At 31.4% G+C, this 18,110-nt stretch carries 18 protein-coding genes; 12 read left to right on the forward strand and 6 right to left on the reverse strand.

The genetic code is table 11. From position 1 onward, the window contains the following. Position 1: 1 nt before the first annotated feature. The 5 genes from GFJ94_RS03425 to GFJ94_RS03445 all read right to left on the reverse strand — a co-directional run bounded on the left by GFJ94_RS03425 (position 2) and on the right by GFJ94_RS03445 (position 4,946). Positions 2–316, reverse strand: a complete 315-nt coding sequence (locus GFJ94_RS03425; RefSeq protein ID WP_153200191.1) for a 2TM domain-containing protein — start codon at positions 314–316, stop codon at positions 2–4. 28 nt (positions 317–344) lie between these two features. Further along, the gene (locus GFJ94_RS03430; protein ID WP_153200192.1) at positions 345–644 is read right to left on the reverse strand and encodes a 2TM domain-containing protein; all 300 of its coding nucleotides are present in this window, start codon (positions 642–644) and stop codon (positions 345–347) included. 2 nt (positions 645–646) lie between these two features. After that, entirely contained in the window at positions 647–1,981 is a 1,335-nt protein-coding gene (locus tag GFJ94_RS03435; protein ID WP_153200193.1) for a 2TM domain-containing protein, read from the reverse strand. Between the two features lie 9 nt (positions 1,982–1,990). Further along, a complete protein-coding gene (locus GFJ94_RS03440; RefSeq protein ID WP_153200194.1) occupies positions 1,991–2,611 on the reverse strand; it encodes a hypothetical protein in 621 nt (206 codons plus the stop codon). Positions 2,612–2,807: 196 nt separating this feature from the next. After that, positions 2,808–4,946, reverse strand: a complete 2,139-nt coding sequence (locus GFJ94_RS03445; protein WP_153200195.1) for a TonB-dependent receptor — start codon at positions 4,944–4,946, stop codon at positions 2,808–2,810. A gap of 131 nt (positions 4,947–5,077) precedes the next feature. Here GFJ94_RS03445 and GFJ94_RS03450 point away from each other — a divergent pair, with 131 nt between their 5' ends. From GFJ94_RS03450 to GFJ94_RS03505, 12 genes are all read left to right on the forward strand, one after another. Further along, a complete protein-coding gene (locus tag GFJ94_RS03450) occupies positions 5,078–5,992 on the forward strand; it encodes a glutaminase (RefSeq protein ID WP_153200196.1) in 915 nt (304 codons plus the stop codon). Positions 5,993–6,073: 81 nt separating this feature from the next. Beyond that, entirely contained in the window at positions 6,074–6,625 is a 552-nt protein-coding gene (locus GFJ94_RS03455; RefSeq protein ID WP_153200197.1) for a hypothetical protein, read from the forward strand. Between the two features lie 101 nt (positions 6,626–6,726). Then, complete coding sequence (locus GFJ94_RS03460) at positions 6,727–7,785, forward strand: nucleoid-associated protein (RefSeq protein ID WP_153200198.1); 1,059 nt, start codon at positions 6,727–6,729, stop codon at positions 7,783–7,785. Between the two features lie 140 nt (positions 7,786–7,925). Continuing rightward, a complete protein-coding gene (locus tag GFJ94_RS03465; RefSeq protein ID WP_153200199.1) occupies positions 7,926–8,585 on the forward strand; it encodes a TetR family transcriptional regulator C-terminal domain-containing protein in 660 nt (219 codons plus the stop codon). Between the two features lie 11 nt (positions 8,586–8,596). Further along, entirely contained in the window at positions 8,597–9,907 is a 1,311-nt protein-coding gene (locus GFJ94_RS03470) for an AarF/ABC1/UbiB kinase family protein (RefSeq protein WP_153200200.1), read from the forward strand. A gap of 130 nt (positions 9,908–10,037) precedes the next feature. Beyond that, positions 10,038–10,928 carry an ABC transporter ATP-binding protein gene (locus tag GFJ94_RS03475; RefSeq protein ID WP_153200201.1) on the forward strand — a complete coding sequence of 297 codons (891 nt, stop codon included), beginning with the start codon at positions 10,038–10,040 and terminating at the stop codon, positions 10,926–10,928. 10 nt (positions 10,929–10,938) lie between these two features. After that, a complete protein-coding gene (locus GFJ94_RS03480) occupies positions 10,939–11,793 on the forward strand; it encodes an ABC transporter permease (RefSeq protein ID WP_153200202.1) in 855 nt (284 codons plus the stop codon). Beyond that, on the forward strand, positions 11,783–13,834 hold the full coding sequence (locus GFJ94_RS03485) for a choice-of-anchor L domain-containing protein (protein WP_153200203.1): 2,052 nt from the start codon (positions 11,783–11,785) through the stop codon (positions 13,832–13,834). The genes GFJ94_RS03480 and GFJ94_RS03485 overlap by 11 nt, the downstream gene beginning before the upstream one ends. A gap of 44 nt (positions 13,835–13,878) precedes the next feature. After that, positions 13,879–14,889 carry a bifunctional oligoribonuclease/PAP phosphatase NrnA gene (locus tag GFJ94_RS03490; RefSeq protein WP_153200204.1) on the forward strand — a complete coding sequence of 337 codons (1,011 nt, stop codon included), beginning with the start codon at positions 13,879–13,881 and terminating at the stop codon, positions 14,887–14,889. A gap of 2 nt (positions 14,890–14,891) precedes the next feature. Next, positions 14,892–15,449, forward strand: coding sequence for a gliding motility-associated peptidyl-prolyl isomerase GldI (gene gldI / locus GFJ94_RS03495; RefSeq protein ID WP_153200205.1), 558 nt, complete (start codon positions 14,892–14,894; stop codon positions 15,447–15,449). A gap of 6 nt (positions 15,450–15,455) precedes the next feature. After that, positions 15,456–16,544, forward strand: coding sequence for a peptidylprolyl isomerase (locus GFJ94_RS03500; protein WP_153200206.1), 1,089 nt, complete (start codon positions 15,456–15,458; stop codon positions 16,542–16,544). Positions 16,545–16,556: 12 nt separating this feature from the next. Further along, the gene (locus tag GFJ94_RS03505; protein ID WP_153200207.1) at positions 16,557–17,567 is read left to right on the forward strand and encodes a peptidylprolyl isomerase; all 1,011 of its coding nucleotides are present in this window, start codon (positions 16,557–16,559) and stop codon (positions 17,565–17,567) included. 42 nt (positions 17,568–17,609) lie between these two features. Here GFJ94_RS03505 and GFJ94_RS03510 read toward each other — a convergent pair. Beyond that, a partial coding sequence (locus GFJ94_RS03510) for a DDE-type integrase/transposase/recombinase (RefSeq protein WP_203228641.1) occupies positions 17,610–18,110 on the reverse strand: 501 nt, incomplete at its 5' end.

An 18,110-nucleotide genomic window follows, 5' to 3' on the forward strand; every position in this document is an offset into this window, starting at 1 on the left:
ACTAATTCCATTGATTTTGATTGTTCTTTTCTTTCTCCATGAATTCTTTAATCTTACGCTCTTCCCAGTTTTGTCCCATAATCCAATTAGGTACAAAAACCGAAAGTCCATGAGCTAACAAACCAATTCCCCAGAAAAATGCAGTCAAAAAATTCTTAAACTGAAAATAAGTTTCTCCAGGATCTAAGTTTTTAACATTAAGAAAAACGATCATAATGTTAACAAAAACATATACAATTGCGTGTGTGTAAAAGCCTTTAATTTTTTTAACTCTTTTTAACGCTTTTTGATATTTGATTTCGTCTTGTGTGTTCATGATTTCTATTTTTTAATTGGAAATAAAATTATTCCCATTTTGTATTTTTTTCTTTTTCCATTATCTCTTTAATTTTCTTATCGTCCCAATCTTTTCCAAAAAACGGAATAATATTAAAAACGCCAACAGCATGAAAAAACAAACCGATTCCCCAGCCTAACATAGGCCAATAAAACCAAATGTGTTTAGGCGAAAAATATAAGTTAATAAAAATCAAAACGGGAATAACAACTACATAACTTGCTAAATGTCCGTAAAAACCTTTTAATTCTTTTACTCTTTCTTTTGCTTTATTGTATTTTTCTATGTCAAATTGATTTGCTTCCATGATTACTTCCAGTTTTTAGAGTTGTCGTCTTTATTCATCAATTCGTTTATTTTACGCTCTTCCCATGATTTCCCGTAACCAAAAGTTTCTAAAGCGTGGAATATTAATCCCATTCCCCAACCTAACATTGGGAACCAAAACCATTGAAAATTATTTGAAGATTGTAAATTAATAATTATCAAAACCGGAATTACAATGCAATACGAAATTAAATTGCCATAAAATCCTTTTAATTGTTCTACTTTATCTTTTGCTCGTTGATAAGCTAAGTTTTCGTTGTATATATTTTGTGTTTCCATGATGGTAATTTGTTTGGTTAAAATAGGTAGAAAAACCTTGAATTCTTGCTCATTTTCTTCTACCAAAACAGTTCTTTTTGTTAATATAGAGTATCGATTAACGATATTTTGCAATCCGACGCCTTTTCGGTCTGATAACACTTCTTTCTTTTGAAGATTATTTATTACAACCAACTGATTATTTTCGATACTAATTTTTACATGAAGCGGTTTTGCTTCGCTAACAACATTGTGTTTTATACAGTTTTCTAATAATAATTGTAACGACAACGGAACTACTTTTGCTTCATCATTATCAAAACCTTCTGGAATTTCAAATGTGATGCTGTTTTCAAATCGCATTTTTAGTAAATTCATATAGGTTTTAGCAAATTGTAACTCTTCTGCCACCGAAACCAATTCTTTATCTTTTTGCTCCAAAACATAACGATAAATCTTTGATAGCGAAGTCGTGAATTTTTGAGCATTTTCAGGATTTTCTTCAATCAAGGAACTCAATACATTCAAACTATTAAAAAGAAAATGTGGATCGATTTGATTTTTTAAACTTTCAAATTGTGCCGAAGCCGTTCCAGCAATTATTTTTTGTTCTTTTAATTTGTTTTCTTGATAGGCTTTGTAGAAATAAACCAAGTGCACAACTAACGAAACAATAATTGTAATCACCATTGCAACAACATAATTAGCAGGCATTTCGTTTTGAATAAACTCTTGAATCGTTTTATTTTCAAACCCAACATCTTCCAACATTCGCAAAAAGAAAATAGCCAATCCCGAAACAAAAAACGAAGCTAAAAATCCGATTACCAATCGTTTTAAATGAAATCGATTCTTTTCAAAATATTTATCTAATTGAATAAAAATTAAAGCATTGGCAAAATAAAGTACTACACTGTATAACATCGTAAAAATGAAATTCCATTTTAATGAAAGAAGACTTGGTAAACTTCTATTGATTACAATATTTACGCCTTGAAGTATTGCAAAAATTACAATTCCAATCAATACAGCTTTAACTATTTCTCTTGAATATTTCATATAAAAATTTTATTTACAAGCTTTTACAGCTTCTTGTGCTCTATCTAATCCCCAACTTGGATGAAAAGCTGTTTCAGGTTTAAAAGTAGCAAAAAGTTCGATAGATTTTTCAATTTGAGCACACATTGGTTTCGTATCTTGACCGAAATATTGTGCCATCCCAATTTCAAACGAAGCTTTTTGAAACACAACTCTCGGATTTTCAGGAGCAATTTTGTAAGCTTTATTTAAAATGTACATTACATCACCCGATAATTTTTGTCCGTTTGTCATTGGATCATAAACAATAAAAGCCGTGTGAATCATAGCTTGCATAACTAAAACTTCTGGATTGTCCATTGCTAACTCGTTACAAACATCTTGTGCTTTTTGAGCTGATTCAATTAACGATAACATTTTGTTTTTGTCTTTTTCTTGAAAAGCTTGTGTAGTGTTTATTAATGCGATATAATAATTGGGTAACCAATTTGTTTTTTCAACCGAGGCAATTCGCTCTAATTGTGCAACCGCTTCTGCAGGTTTTCCTTCTTTCCAAGTTTGTAATGCTTTACCCATTCCTTGTTCAAATTGTCCTTGAGCACTTACTACTGAAGCTACAAATAATGCGATGATAGTGATAATTTTTGTCATGATTTCTATTGTTTTAGTGTTGAATTTGTTATTGAAATTGATTTTGATGTTGTTTTGTTTTATTTTGATGATTCAAATTTCCATCAGATTTTATTCTTTTAAAACTTATACTTACCGAACTGTTGATTTTTAATGATGAATTGTAGATTTAAGTAATAATTTGTTTTCTTTCATCTTCCAACTTCCATCATCCAGCCTACAAATTATCCAAATTATTCGTCTTCTTATTGTCGCTAATGGTCCAAAATAAACCCACAAAAATGAATCGATCGGCAGCTTGTGTAATAGCTTGACGCTGAAATTGTCCTGAAATAGTTGGCGTAATTGCATATTGATAACCAAATATATTTTCGGTTCCTAAAACATTGGTTACAGAGAAAAATAATATTCTTTGTTGCGATAACAAATAAGCCCAACTAAAGCTTAAATTGTTAAATGACTTTGTTTTTTTAGACATAAATTCAGTTACATTTGGGTTATCATAAGGTCTTCCTGAATTGTAAGAATACGTTGCACTAATTTGAGATTTCCATTTACTTACAAAATACTTAGTAACCAATGAAAAATTATGATTCGCAACAAACGAAGGCGTAACTTGAGTTTCATAATTTCTAAAATCGCGTTCCGAATCAATAAACGAATACGAAATCCAATAATCTAAATTCTTGATGGTTTTACTGTCTCTCCAAAACAAATCCAAACCTTTTGCATAACCAAAACCATCATTATTGTAATTGCTGTCAAAATTTGCTTGCGTTCCATCATATTTTACTAAATTTTTATAATCCTTAAAATATGCTTCCACACGAAACATTCTTCCTTGTTTGTTGTACATATAATTCAAAATGTAATGCGAAGTGGTTTCGTAATCTAAATTAGAGTTGAATTTCAAATAATCTTGTTTTGCGGTTTGATTGAAATTTCCATAAGCCATTGAAAACTGACTATTTTCAGCTACTTTATAAGCGAAAGAAATTCTTGGTTCGACCTTAAATTCATCAACAATCGAAGCGTTTGAAGAACGTAATCCAACATTAAAAGCTACTTTTCTCGACAATAAAACTTCCGCTTCAGAGAAAAATGCAATTGAATTATTTTGATAACCATAACCGAAAACATTGAAATTTTCATCAAAATTAGTGTGAAACAAATCGGCACCAACACTCAATTTGAATCGGTTTGAGAATGAGTTTCTTAATTTGAATTTGGTATGTAATGTGCGTTCGTTATTTGCAACTTTATCCGCTGAAATTCCGATTTTATTTTGGGCATAACCATAACTAAATCCAGTTTGAAGTTGTAAATTATCGTTCAAATAACCTTTATATGAAGTATTGAAATAGAAATTATTGTTTTGCAAATCAAAACGAATTTTCTCATCAAAATTTACATCTTTCTGATTCAAATCAAATGTAGAATAATCGAAAGCTCCATAGACTTTCAAAATTCCGTTTTTAAATTTATATCGAAAAACACTTTCTCCTGCCAAGGTTTCATAAGGTTTATTCCAATCTAAATTCTGCGGAACAACTAATTGATACGGCGCTAAATTGATGTAACTTGTATTAAATGTAAACGAACTTTTCTCCCATTTTTTAGTTTTTCCTAATCCAACACCAACCGTCATAATTGAAATATCCGTTTGATTTTGAGTGGGTTCATCAATAGTATTTAGCAACAAAACACTCGATAAAGCATCACCAAATTCCGCACTATAACCTCCAGTAGAAAATGTAATTCCACTAAACAAAAAAGGCGAAAATCTACCTCTTGTTGGCACATTATTGGCACTTGCTCCATAAGGTTGTCCAACGCGAATTCCGTCTACATAGGTCTGGGTTTCGTCTGCTTCTCCACCGCGAACAAATAATCTTCCGTTTTCACCAATCGTTTGTGTTCCTGGCAAAGTTTCTAAAGCTGAAATAATGTTTCCAGCCGAACCAGCTGTTGTTACAATATCCATCGCTTTAAGAGCTGTTGCTTTACTATTATCGCCTGCTTTAAAAGTTCCTGCAGTAACTTCTACAGCATTTAAAGTATTGAGACTTTCTTTAATTGTAAAAACTTTTGATTGAAACGTTTCAACCACAAAATCATAAATTATCGTTTCATACGACAAAAAACTAATTTGTAATTTCTGATTTCCAGAAGCAGTTGTTGTGAAACTAAAATTTCCATTTTCGTTAGATGTTGTACCATCATAAGTACCAATTACAAAAACATTGGCACCAGAAAATGGCATTCCCTGTTCGTCAATAATTTGTCCTTTGATTTCGGTTTGCCCAAAAGATATTAGTGAAGTTAATACGATTAATAAAGTTAGAATTGATTTCATTTTTGTTGATTTTGATGAAGCAAAGTTGCAACAGAAATCGCACCCATAAAATTGAAACTAACCCAACTGTCATTTTTTGAGGATGAATTGTATCTTTCCCGAATTTAATTACTTTTACCAAAATTAGATTTATGGCATTTCAAGATATTTTAGACGGAATATATAACGAAGTTATCCAAATTGAAAACACCGGAAAAGGAGCCGATTACATTCCAGAATTAGCAAAAGTTGATGCTAATAAATACGGAATTGCATTAGTTGATAAACATCAAAACGTGTTTACAAAAGGTGATGCTTTAGAGAAATTTTCGATTCAGAGTATTTCAAAAGTCATTACAACTTCGCTTATTTTTTCTAAAATTGGAAACGATTTATGGAAACGCGTAGGTTATGAACCTTCGGGAAATTCGTTTAATTCATTAGTACAATTGGAAAATGAAAATGGTATTCCAAGAAATCCATTTATCAATGCTGGAGCTTTAGTTATTGCCGATTTAATGTTAGAACATTTTGAAAATCCAAAAGCATTCCTACTTGATTTCGTTCGAGAACTAACTGAAAATCCAAATATCAATTACAACGAAAATGTAGCGCAATCTGAAAAAGCATTTGGCTACAGAAATGCGGCTTTAGTGAATTTTATAAAATCCTTTGGGAACATCAAAAACGAACCCGAAGCGGTTTTAGACTTTTATTATCATCAATGTTCTATTGAAATGAGCTGCGTTGATTTGGCGAAATGCTTTCAAGTTTTCGCTAATAATGGCGTAATTCCAAAAAGCGATAAAAAATTCCTATCTACCAGCAAATGCAAACGTATGAATGCTTTAATGCAAATGTGCGGTTTTTACGATCAAGCTGGCGAATTTACGTTTAAAGTTGGACTTCCAGGAAAAAGTGGTGTTGGTGGTGGCGTGGTTGCTGTTTTCCCAAATCATTACACCGTAGCGGTTTGGAGTCCGAAATTAAACAAAAAAGGAAATTCGTTTTATGGATTAGAAACCTTAGAACGATTAACGACTGAAACCTCGTTATCTATATTTTAAAATCTTATCAACAATTCGCAAAAGCAAAAAAGTTTCTCGTAAATAATAATTACTTTTGCAGTTCTTAAAATTTCAACGATTATGATTTATAAATTCAGAGCTATTCTCGATGCTGAAGAAGATATTTTTAGAGATATTGCCATCGAAAGCGACAATTCATTAGAAGATTTACACAATGCTTTAATCAATGCATTTGGTTTTGACGGAACAGAAGTAGGCGCTTTTTATACATGTGCAAACGATTGGTCTTGGCATGAAGAAGATGGAATTCCGTTGTTTGATACAGGTGATATTCCTGGCGAAATCAAAACTATGGCTGAATATAGATTAGACGATTTAGTTCACGAACAAAACACTAAGTTAGTATATGTGTACGATTTATTTTCTATGTGGACATTTTTCTTAGAATTAGCTGCTATTGAAGAAGATAAACAAATTGGAGAAACATATCCTGCTTTATTGTTTTCACACGGCGAACTTCCTGCAGAAGCTTTACAAAGTGGCATGCGAGGAGATTTATCTGACGAAGATATGTTTGGCGAATTTGAAGATGATTTAGATGATGATGACTTCGACATGTTTGATGGAGACGATAGTTTTGAAGACATGGGATTTGAAGAAAATTGGAATTAGCCCCCTAACCCCCAAAGGGGGAATTTTAGGTGAAATTAAATACAACGTTTCTAACTCCTCCCTTTTGGGGAGGTTGGGAGGGGCAAAACTTAAATTAAAAAATGATAAACTTATTTAACGCACATATTGAGAATTTATCAATTCACCGCGTAGGAAACAAAAGCAGAAATGAAGCTATCTTCTTGTCGGAAAATCCATACGGGTTGAATGATGAAATCATGCCTTTATTAAAAGAATTTTTCTTTAAACCATTTCGTGAAAAAGAAGAAAATTACTTTCAGTTTGCTCACGAAGTAGATTTAGAATATAATGAAATGTACAATTTTGCTTCAGAAGTTTTTAATAACCCAAGCGAAATTCACAACGTTTCTAAAAAAATCACCAAACACCTTTTTGAACAATCCAATCATCCGCATATTAAAAATGGAGAAGTGTATGTAGCTTATTTTACACACGTTTCTATCGATAACAATGTTGTTGATGCTATTGGTGTTTTCAAAAGTGAAGTACAAACCGATTTCTTACAATTTGAAGAAAAAGAAAGCAACTTAGAAATGATTTTACAACAAGGAATCAACTTGAATAAATTAGACAAAGGTTGTATCATTTTTAACTATAAAAAAGAAGAAGGTTACAAAATTTTAACCGTAGATAGCAACCGTTACGACGCGCGTTATTGGTTAGAGCATTTTTTATCAGTTGATGCATTTCAAGATGAAAACTTCATGACGAAGAAATACTTGAAATTCTGTCAAGAATTCGCTAAAGAAGTAGTTTTACCAGCCGAAGACAAACAACAAGAAGTATTGTTTATGAACCGTGCAATCAATCACTTTGCAAAAAATGATGAGTTTGAAGAAACGGCTTTCTTAAATGAAGTAATGCAAAATCCTGAATTCATTCCAGAATTCAAAAATTATAAAGTAGATAAAGGTGCCAAATATAGCATCGAAGACGTTTCAAGTTTTCCAATTGCGAATGCTGCCGTTACTGATGTGCGTCGTACGTTAAAAAACACGATTCAATTGGACACGAATATCCAAATCAAATTAGATTTTATCAACCCAGAAAGTGCGGAGAAATTTGTTGAAAAAGGTTGGGACGAAGAAAAGCAAATGTATTATTACTTGGTTTACTTTAATAAAGAACAGAAATCATAAGACATTTACATCCAAAATATTAAACCTCAATTACAACCTTGTACTTGAGGTTTTTTTTGAAAGAACTTTAACAAAATATCTGTTTAACTTTTTTGATTATAAATTAAACATTCTTTATCTTTGATAAAATTTTAAAAGTCATGGCAAAGAAGAAAGAGATTACTAATCAAGATATTTTAGGTTTCTACATTGATTATTTTTTAGAAAATAACAAAGCGCCACATTCGGTATATAAATTCGCGAAGCAATACAACTTTGAAGAAACTGTTTTTTATGCTAATTTTTCATCTTTTGAACAAATTGAAAAAACCTTTTTCACTTCATTATTCCAGCAAACAATTGCATTATTAGAAAAAAGCGAAGATTTCGAATCGTATGATGCAAGAACTAAATTATTGAGTTTTTATTTCACTTATTTCGAAATGTTAACCGCAAACAGAAGTTTCACGGTTGCACTTTTAAAAGAAGATAAAAACAAATTAAAAAGCCTTTCTAAATTAACAGATTTAAGAAAACACTTTAAGCAATTCTTTGATACTTTAGAAATTGAAAAAATCGATTTAAAACAAGAAAAGTTAATCGAATTTCAAGAAAAAACCATGAGTGAAATGGCTTGGTTACAATTTTTATTTACATTAAAATTTTGGATAGAAGACACTTCGCTATCTTTTGAAAAAACAGATATTTTTATTGAAAAATCAGTCAATACCAGTTTTGATTTAATGGATATTGCTCCTTTGAAAAGTTTAATTGACTTCGGAAAATTCATGTGGCAAGAAAAAGCCTCATTTAAAATGTAAGCTAAAACCATATGAAAACAATCGATAGTATTCCAACATCAAAAATTCAGAGAGCATCCAAACTGATTCAAACTGGAGCAAAAGTTGGTGTAAATTACATAAAATATTACGGAGATAAAATCACCAAAACCGAAGCCGAAGCCAAAGAAAATCTAAACATTAATAATGCTTCTGACATTTACGACGGATTAAAACAAATGAAAGGAAGCGCTTTGAAAGTTGCTCAAATGCTAAGCATGGACAAAAGTATTTTGCCTCGTGCTTATGTGGAGAAATTTTCATTGGCACAATTTTCGGTTCCACCGTTGTCGCCACCTTTGGTAAACAAAACCTTTAAAAATTACTTTGGTAAACAGCCAAACGAAATATTTGACACTTTTAATGCCACTTCAATAAACGCTGCGAGCATTGGTCAAGTACACCAAGCGAGCAAGGATGGGAAAAATCTTGCTGTGAAAATTCAATATCCTGGAGTGGCAGAAAGTATTAGTTCTGATTTGGCGATGGTAAAGCCAATTGCTATAAAGATGTTTAATATCAAAGGAAAAGATTCCGACAAGTATTTCAAAGAAGTTGAAGATAAATTGATTGAAGAAACCAATTACATCAACGAAGTCAAACAAAGTATTGAAATGGCTGAGGCCTGTGCCACTATTCCAAATTTGATTTTTCCAAAGTATTATCCAGAATGGTCATCGGAAAAAATAATTACTATGGATTGGATGACAGGCGAACATTTATCAGAATTCACCGCTCATAATACTGATACTGAGAAGTCGAATATTTTAGGACAAACACTTTGGGATTTTTATATGTTCCAAATGCATAATTTACGAAAAGTCCACGCCGATCCGCATCCTGGAAACTTCTTAATTACGAAAGATACCAAATTAATCGCATTAGATTTTGGTTGTATCAAAGAAGTCCCAAATGATTTTTATGTTCCTTATTTTGAATTGGCGAAGAAAGAAAATTTAGCCAATCCAGAATTTTTCAAATCAAAATTATACGAATTAGAAATATTAAGAACAGACGATTCAAAAGAAGAAACCGAATTTTTCACAGCCATGTTTCACGAATTATTAAGCTTATTTGCAAGACCATTTCATGTAGAAGAATTTGATTTTTCTGATGATGAATTCTTTGGTCAAATTGCCGACTTAGGTGAACGCTATTCAAAAAGCACCGAATTAAGAAATATGAATGGAAATCGAGGTTCAAAACATTTCATTTATATTAACAGAACATTTTTTGGTTTATACAATTTAATGCACGATTTAAAAGCTAAAAATGTAAAAATCAACAACTTTATACAATATTAATTTTGCTCCAAGTTTACTTAAAATCCCTAACTAAGCCATAATGTTAGGGATTTTTTATGTTTTATATTTTAAAGTTAGTAACAAATACAACATCCGTTCGTCTTATTTATAAATCAAAAAACGAACAAACTTGGAAACCATTTTAAAAATCTCGAATCTTCATAAAAAATTCAGAAAAGTACATGCTGTAAACAATGTTTCCCTTGAAATAAAAAAAGGAAATGTTTATGGAATTCTTGGTCCAAATGGCTCAGGAAAATCAACTACTTTAGGAATTGTACTAAACGTTGTCAATAAAACTTCAGGCGATTTTGAATGGTTTGATGGCAGCCTTTCTACTCATGATGCCTTAAAAAAAGTAGGTGCTATTATTGAAAGACCTAATTTTTATCCGTACATGACGGCTGAGGAAAACTTAAAATTAGTTTGTAAAATCAAAAACATTCCATTTGACAAAGTCAATGAAAAACTGGAATTAGTGGGTTTATTTGACCGAAAAGAGAGTAAATTCAAAACATTTTCTTTAGGAATGAAACAACGTTTAGCTATTGCTTCTGCCCTATTGAATGATCCAGAAATTTTAATTTTAGATGAACCTACAAACGGATTAGATCCGCAAGGAATTCGTCAAATTAGAGATTTAATTAAAATTATTGCAAACCAAGGCACAACTATTCTTTTAGCTTCGCATTTGTTAGATGAAGTTGAAAAAGTATGTTCTCACGTAATCGTTTTACGCTATGGAGTAACACTTTATCAAGGCACAGTTGATGGAATGTTAGCCAACGAAGGATTTTTCGAACTACAAGCTGATAATTTTGATGATATGATTCAGGCAGTTTCTCAACATCCATCGGTCGATAAAATTGAAATTCAAGATGGAAAAGCTTTAGTTTATTTAAAAGCTACTTTAGAAGCTGGAGAGTTGAACCAATATCTATTCAACAAAAATATTGTTTTAACGCATTTATTAAAACGCAGAACAAGTTTAGAAGAACAGTTCTTAAAACTAACAAACTAACACCTTTAAAATGAAACGATTACTCACAATAGAATTACAAAAAATTTGGTTAAATAAAGCCAGTCGTGCCTTAAGCATCATCTACTTTTTATCTTTATTTTTATTAGCAAGTATTGCATTAATTGAATTCGATTTTGGATTTTTTAAATTTGAAGCAGCAAAAAGTGGCTTTTTCAATTTTCCATACATCTGGCATTTTACAACTTTTGTAGCCTCTTGGTTTAAACTATTTTTAGCTGTCATTATAGTATCAATGGTGGCGAATGAATTTAGTTATGGAACTCTAAAACAAAATTTAATTGATGGAATGTCTAAAAAAGAATTTTTACTTTCAAAATTCTACACCATCATTTTATTTTCATTAATTTCAACATTATTTGTATTTGGAATTAGTTTGCTATTAGGTTTAAAATATTCATCATATACAGAAATGAGTATAATTTTTTCTGATATGAGCTATTTGTTTGCCTACTTTTTAAAACATGTGGCTTTCTTCTCTTTTTGTTTATTTTTAGCACTTTTAATCAAGCGCTCTGCATTTACATTAGGCTTTATATTTGTTTGGTTTTTAGGAGAAAATGTTGGACATGCCATTTTAAAATACGAAATTTTAGGCTACAAACCTCAAGATAAAAATACTGAAGTGATTGACTGGATAAAAGATGTTTTACCTTTAGAATCGATGTCTAATTTAATTGTAGAACCTTTTTCTCGATTAAATTTTGTAAAGTCCGTTTCAAATACAGTTGGTGCAACAATTGAAAAAGATTATCAAGTACAACCAATATTTGTAGGAATAGTTCTTGCTTGGACTTTTATATTTATTTTAACATCTTATTATATTCTTAAAAAGCGTGACTTATAGTATCTTTGCAGATGCTATGAATTTTATAAAACAAACCTTCTTTGCATTACTTTTCGCATTGGGATTCCAATCCGGAAAAGCGCAAAATATTTCAGTCGACGAAGGATACACACCACAAGATTTAGTTGAAGATATTTTAATTAACAGTACTTGCGCTAATGTTTTTAACGTGAGTGTTTCAGGAGGAAATTTTGGTACTGGAGAAAAAAGCTTTGGTTATTTTGATGCATCTGGAACAACTTTCCCTTTTCAAAACGGAATTATTCTTTCAACAGGAAAAATAAATAATGCACCAGGCCCAAATTCTTATCTATCTGATGATGGTGGCGGAATGGGCTGGAATGGCGATCCAGACTTAAACGATGCTTTAGGATTAAGTAATACTTTCAATGCTACGATTTTAGAATTTGATTTTATTCCCTTGGGAAATACAATAAGTTTTGATTATATTTTTTCATCTGAGCAATACTTATCAAATCCAATGTCAAATCAGTGTAATTTCACTGATGGTTTTGCCTTTTTACTAAAAAAAAGTAGTGATCCAAATTATGAAAACTTAGCATTAATTCCAGGAACTACAACTCCAGTAAAAGTAAATACGGTTAGAGGCTCAGGAACTATTTGTCCCCCTGCAAACGAAACTTATTTTGATGCATTTAATGGAACTGTACATCCAACAAATTACAATGGACAAACTAAAATATTAACCGCACAATCAACTGTTATTCCCGGTGAAACTTATCACATAAAATTGGTTATTGCAGACGAAGGAAATCATCGCTTTGATTCGGCTATTTTCCTTGGTGGTGGTAGTTTTAATTTTGGAATTGACTTAGGCGACGACCGCTTAATTGCAACAGGAAATCCACTTTGTCCTGGCGAAACTTTAACTGTTGATGCAACTCAAGTTGGTGCTACTGATTACCAATGGTTTCAAAATGGGAATCAAATTTCCGGCGCAATAAATTCGACTTATACTATTACATCAGCGGGAGATTATACGATAGAAATTTATTTTGGCACTTCCCCATGTTCTCCTCCTTCCCAAATACTAAAAATCGAATACGCTGAATTGTTAGTAATCAATCAAGATTTATTTACAGAATGTGATGCCGATGCTAATCAAGATGGAAAAACAATATTTAATTTAGATGACATTAAAAATCTATTATTTACCAATCTTCCAGTAGGCTATGTTGTTTCATTTTTCGAAATACCTACGAGCACAACAGCTTTACCAACAAATTACACCAATACAATTCCAAACAATCAAACTATTTATGCAAGAATCATGAATGTTCAAGGTTGTTATTCGGATTATCCTGTAAATTTAAGGGTAAACACTTTTGATGAAATTTTAGTTAATGAAACTATTGGTCTTTGCGAAGATTCTATCTTAACTTTAGATGCTGGAAGCGGATTTTCAACTTACGAATGGAATACAATTCCACCGCAGTTTACCCAACAAATTACAGTAAACTTAGGAGGAATATATGAAGTAACCGTAACCAATACCTTAAATTGCCCTAAAACCAAAACATTTACCGTTACAGCTTCAGGAATTGCAACGATTGAAAACATAATTATTAACGATTTTCAAGAAAACAACTCAGCAATTATTCAAGTTGTTGCTTCAAGTTTAGGTGATTATGAATATTCATTAGATGGTGTTAATTATCAAGATTCTAATATTTTCAACAATCTAAATGCAGGCGAATACACGATTTATATTCAAGATAAAAAAGGTTGTGGTATCGTTTTCGAAACGTTTTACATCTTAGATTATCCGAAATATTTCACACCAAATAATGATGGATACAACGACACTTGGTATATTAAAAATCTAGAAAAACGAAATTTAGAAAATAGTGTTATCACTGTTTTTGATCGTTATGGTAAATTATTAAAACAAATTTCAGGAGTAAGCGAAGGCTGGAACGGAACTTTTAATGGAAATCTTCTACCTGCAAGTGATTATTGGTTTGAAATCAAACTAACTAATGGCAAATCGATAAAAGGACACTTTACATTAAAACGTTAGACATAATAATTGCAGAATAGCTTACAAAATAATATATTCGCAGTATGATGCAAATACACGAAATTGAAGCTATAAAATCACTTTTAGCTACACCAAAAAAAATATCAATTATACCTCATAGAAACCCTGACGGAGATGCTATGGGCTCTACTTTGGGATTATATCACACATTGAAACAGCTTAACCACGAAGTTACAGTTATTGCTCCAAATGAATTTCCAGATTTTTTAGCTTGGTTACCAGAAAGCAATAAAGTACTACTATTTGAACGCAGTTTTGATACTTGCAAAGCTATTTTAGAAAAATCGGAATTGATTTTTACTTTAGATTTTAATGCATTACACAGAACGGGTGACCAAATGGAAAATGTATTAAAAACACTAACCGCTACAAGTGTAATGATTGACCATCATCAAGCACCTGATGGTTATGCTACCTATACTTTTTCAGACACCAATTACGGATCTACTTGTGAAATGGTGTATGATTTTATTCATCAATTAGGCTTAGAAAATTTAATCAACAAAACCGTAGCTACTTGTTTATATACTGGAATTGTTACCGATTCTGGAAGTTTCCGCTTTCCTAAAACGACGAGCGCTACTCACAAATGTGTCGCTAATTTAATAGATAAAGGCATCAACAATAGCGAAATACATAACTTATTATTTGAAAACTCAACATATAACCGATTATTGATTTTAGGAAGAGCACTTCAGAATTTGAAAATGCTTCCCGAATACAAAACAACTTATATTACACTAACTCAAGATGAATTAAACGAATTTGGTCATCAAAAAGGAGACACAGAAGGCATCGTGAATTATGGATTAAGTATAAAAGGTATAGATTTTGCTGTGATTTTTATAGAAAATAGAGAAGAAGGAATTATAAAAATTTCTTTCCGATCTCAAGGTGATTTTGATGTCAATCAATTTGCTCGAAATCATTTCAATGGCGGTGGACATATCAATGCCGCTGGAGGTAAATCTTTTTCAAGTTTAGACGAAACGATACAACAATTTATTGCTATTTTAGCAGAAGAAAAAAAATAATTATGAAAATTCAAAACCTATTCCTTTTTGGAGCAATAATTTTCTTAGCCAGTTGTTCACAAAAGCAACAAGCAAGAAAACCTATTTCTCACACTTCAGGAACTTTCATAAAAGAATCTATTGAGCGCAACAAAATTTTAATTGCAGATGAAGAAGATTTAATTGCTGAAATTATAAAAAACGACTCACTTAAATCTTACATAGCTTCAAACAAAGGATATTGGTACAAATATGAAACCAAAGTAGAGGAAGTAACAGCAACTCCTAAAAGAGGTGACATTGCTTTTTTTGATTATGAAATTAAAGATTTAAAAAGTAGAATTATCTACACGATTGCCGATACAAAACCTCAAGTGTATTACGTAGACAAAGAAAACATAATGATGGGATTGCGTGACGGAATTAAATTAATGAAAAAAGGCGAAACTGTTACTTTCTTATTTCCATCGCACATGGCGTATGGTTATCATGGAGATGATAAAAAAATTGGCACAAACGAACCTCTAATTTGTACCGTAAGTTTAAACGATATTAAAGTAGATACTCAAGCTAAAAACTAATACCCAATGAAAATTACTTCCATTTTATTATTAAGCATTGCTACATTTTTTGCTTCTTGTTCAAAATCATACGACAACCTTAAAGAAGGTTTATATGCTAATATTGAAACTGCAAAAGGGAACATGATTGTAAAATTAGAATTTGAAAAAGTTCCGAATACGGTTGCTAATTTTGTGACTTTAGCAGAAGGAAAAAACCCATTCGTAATTGAAGAATTCAAAGGAAAACCATTTTATGACGGATTAAAATTTCACCGCGTTATTGCTGATTTTATGATTCAAGGTGGCGACCCGAATGGAGATGGTTCAGGTGGACCAGGTTATAAATTTAAAGATGAATTTCATCCTGATTTAAAACACTCAAAAGCAGGGATTTTATCAATGGCAAATGCCGGACCAAGTACAAACGGCAGTCAATTCTATATTACACATAAAGAAACTCCTTGGTTAGACAACATGCATACTGTTTTTGGAGAAGTGGTAGAAGGATTAGAAATAATCAACACTATAGAAACAGATGATGTAATCGAGAAAATAACTATTATCAGAATTGGTAATGCGGCAAAGAAATTTGATGCTGTTAAGATTTTTAAAAACTACTATTCTTCTGTATCTAAAGAAATTAAGGAAACTGAAGAAAAAGCGAAGCTAATTATCGAAAACAAAGTCAAAGAAATTACTACGTTAAAAGCTACTGGAACAAAGACAGCATCTGGATTAATATATCAAGTTATTAAAAAAGGGGCCAATAAAAAACCAACAAATGGAACCCAAGTTTCTATATATTATGCTGGCTTTTTAGAGAATGGTGAGCTTTTTGACACAAACTATGAAGATGTAGCAAAATTGTATGGAAAATATAATGATCAAAAAGCACAACAAGGTGTCTATGCGCCAATGCCATCAACTATAGGTAATTTACAATTTATTCCAGGATTCATTGAAGGAATTAATATGATGAATTATGGAGATAAATTGATGTTATATATTCCTTCAAATTTAGGCTATGGACAACAAGGTGCTGGAGATGTAATTCCACCAAACGCTAACATTATATTTGAAGTAGAACTTTTAGAAAATAAACCAACAAACTAAAATAATTACAAAATGAGAAAGATTTTTAAAATAGTACTGATTGCCTTAAGCTGTATAACTTTCGGAGTTGCGCAAAATAAAAAACAAGACGGAATTTTTGCCGAATTCAATACAACAAAAGGAAAAATTGTAGTTGAATTGGAATTCAAGAAAACACCAGTAACTGTTGCAAATTTCATTTCCTTAGCAGAAGGAAAAAATACTAAAGCTGATGCGAAATATAAAGGAAAACCATACTATAACGGATTAAAATTTCACAGAGTAATTGCTGATTTCATGATTCAAGGCGGTTGTCCTGATGGAACTGGTGCTAGCGGACCAGGTTATAAATTTGATGATGAAATTGTTGCCGATTTAAAACACTCAGGAAAAGGAATTTTATCTATGGCTAATGCTGGACCTGCTACTAATGGAAGTCAGTTCTTCATTACTCATAAAGCAACTCCTTGGCTAGACGGAAAACATACCGTTTTTGGACATGTAGTAAGTGGATTAGAAATTGTAGACAAAATAGTTAAAGATGATGTTATTACATCTGTGAAAATTATTAGAGTTGGAAAAGAAGCAAAAAAATTCAAAGCTGAAAAAGTATTTGCTGACTATTTCATAAACAAAGAAGCTGCGGATAAATTAGCCGCTGAAAAACAAAAAGAAGCTAAAGAAAAAGCGTTAAAAGAATTTGCAAATGCAGCATCAACTCCAAGTGGTTTAAAATACATTGTATTACAAGAAGGTACCGGAAACAAACCAGTTGCAACAAGTAATGTTAAAGTACATTATACAGGAATGCTTTTAGATGGAAAAGTATTTGACAGCAGTGTTCAAAGAGGCGAAACTATTGATTTTGGTTTGAACCAAGTAATCAAAGGTTGGACAGAAGGCGTTCAATTAATGAAAGAAGGAGCAAAATACAAATTTTACATTCCATCCAATTTAGCTTATGGCGAAAGAGGTGCTGGCGGTGTTATTCCACCAAATACTGATTTGATATTTGAAATAGAATTAATCAAGATAAATCAATGAGTTGTCCTATAAAAGGTTGACTCGTTAATAATTCAAATATAGTTAAATCGTAACAGAATTAATTCTGTTACGATTTATTTTTTTCCATTGTTTTAAATGGATTGTTTTTTGTTGATGTGCTTGGTTTGGAGTTATCATATTAATTGATATATGTATTCTAATATTGTTTTTCTTTAACAAATCGGTATACTCGTTACTGCAATATTGTAAACCTCTATCAGAATGGTGAATGAGTTGATTTTTAGTTTTTCTGTCAATAAAAGCCATTTCTAAAGCTTTTACTGTAGTTGAACTCATTAAATTATCTGATAGTTGATAACCAACAATTTTCTTGGAACAAGCATCTGTGAGTAAATGCAAATAATATGTTTTCTCTTTTGTTCGTAAATAAGTTATATCAGCAACCCAAACTTGCTCAGATCTGTTAAGTACTAAATTGCTAATTAAATTTGGATAGCGATTCATCCAATGTCTTGAGTTTGTTGTTTTGTAATATCTTCGAACTTTAGGAACTTGTAAATATTCCAATTTTAAAAAATCTAA

It is taken from the genome of Flavobacterium sp. LMO8 (genome assembly GCF_009495755.1).
In the GTDB taxonomy this organism is placed as follows: Bacteria; Bacteroidota; Bacteroidia; order Flavobacteriales; family Flavobacteriaceae; genus Flavobacterium.

Excerpts from the sequence above, each read along its gene's own strand:
- GFJ94_RS03425 (WP_153200191.1), bottom strand. The coding sequence starts at position 316 with ATGAACACACAAGACGAAATCAAATATCAAAAAGCGTTAAAAAGAGTT.
- GFJ94_RS03430 (WP_153200192.1), bottom strand. The coding sequence starts at position 644 with ATGGAAGCAAATCAATTTGACATAGAAAAATACAATAAAGCAAAAGAA.
- GFJ94_RS03435 (WP_153200193.1), bottom strand. The coding sequence starts at position 1,981 with ATGAAATATTCAAGAGAAATAGTTAAAGCTGTATTGATTGGAATTGTA.
- GFJ94_RS03440 (WP_153200194.1), bottom strand. The coding sequence starts at position 2,611 with ATGACAAAAATTATCACTATCATCGCATTATTTGTAGCTTCAGTAGTA.
- GFJ94_RS03445 (WP_153200195.1), bottom strand. The coding sequence starts at position 4,946 with ATGAAATCAATTCTAACTTTATTAATCGTATTAACTTCACTAATATCT.
- GFJ94_RS03450 (WP_153200196.1), top strand. The coding sequence starts at position 5,078 with ATGGCATTTCAAGATATTTTAGACGGAATATATAACGAAGTTATCCAA.
- GFJ94_RS03455 (WP_153200197.1), top strand. The coding sequence starts at position 6,074 with ATGATTTATAAATTCAGAGCTATTCTCGATGCTGAAGAAGATATTTTT.
- GFJ94_RS03460 (WP_153200198.1), top strand. The coding sequence starts at position 6,727 with ATGATAAACTTATTTAACGCACATATTGAGAATTTATCAATTCACCGC.
- GFJ94_RS03465 (WP_153200199.1), top strand. The coding sequence starts at position 7,926 with ATGGCAAAGAAGAAAGAGATTACTAATCAAGATATTTTAGGTTTCTAC.
- GFJ94_RS03470 (WP_153200200.1), top strand. The coding sequence starts at position 8,597 with ATGAAAACAATCGATAGTATTCCAACATCAAAAATTCAGAGAGCATCC.
- GFJ94_RS03480 (WP_153200202.1), top strand. The coding sequence starts at position 10,939 with ATGAAACGATTACTCACAATAGAATTACAAAAAATTTGGTTAAATAAA.
- GFJ94_RS03490 (WP_153200204.1), top strand. The coding sequence starts at position 13,879 with ATGATGCAAATACACGAAATTGAAGCTATAAAATCACTTTTAGCTACA.
- gldI (WP_153200205.1), top strand. The coding sequence starts at position 14,892 with ATGAAAATTCAAAACCTATTCCTTTTTGGAGCAATAATTTTCTTAGCC.
- GFJ94_RS03500 (WP_153200206.1), top strand. The coding sequence starts at position 15,456 with ATGAAAATTACTTCCATTTTATTATTAAGCATTGCTACATTTTTTGCT.
- GFJ94_RS03505 (WP_153200207.1), top strand. The coding sequence starts at position 16,557 with ATGAGAAAGATTTTTAAAATAGTACTGATTGCCTTAAGCTGTATAACT.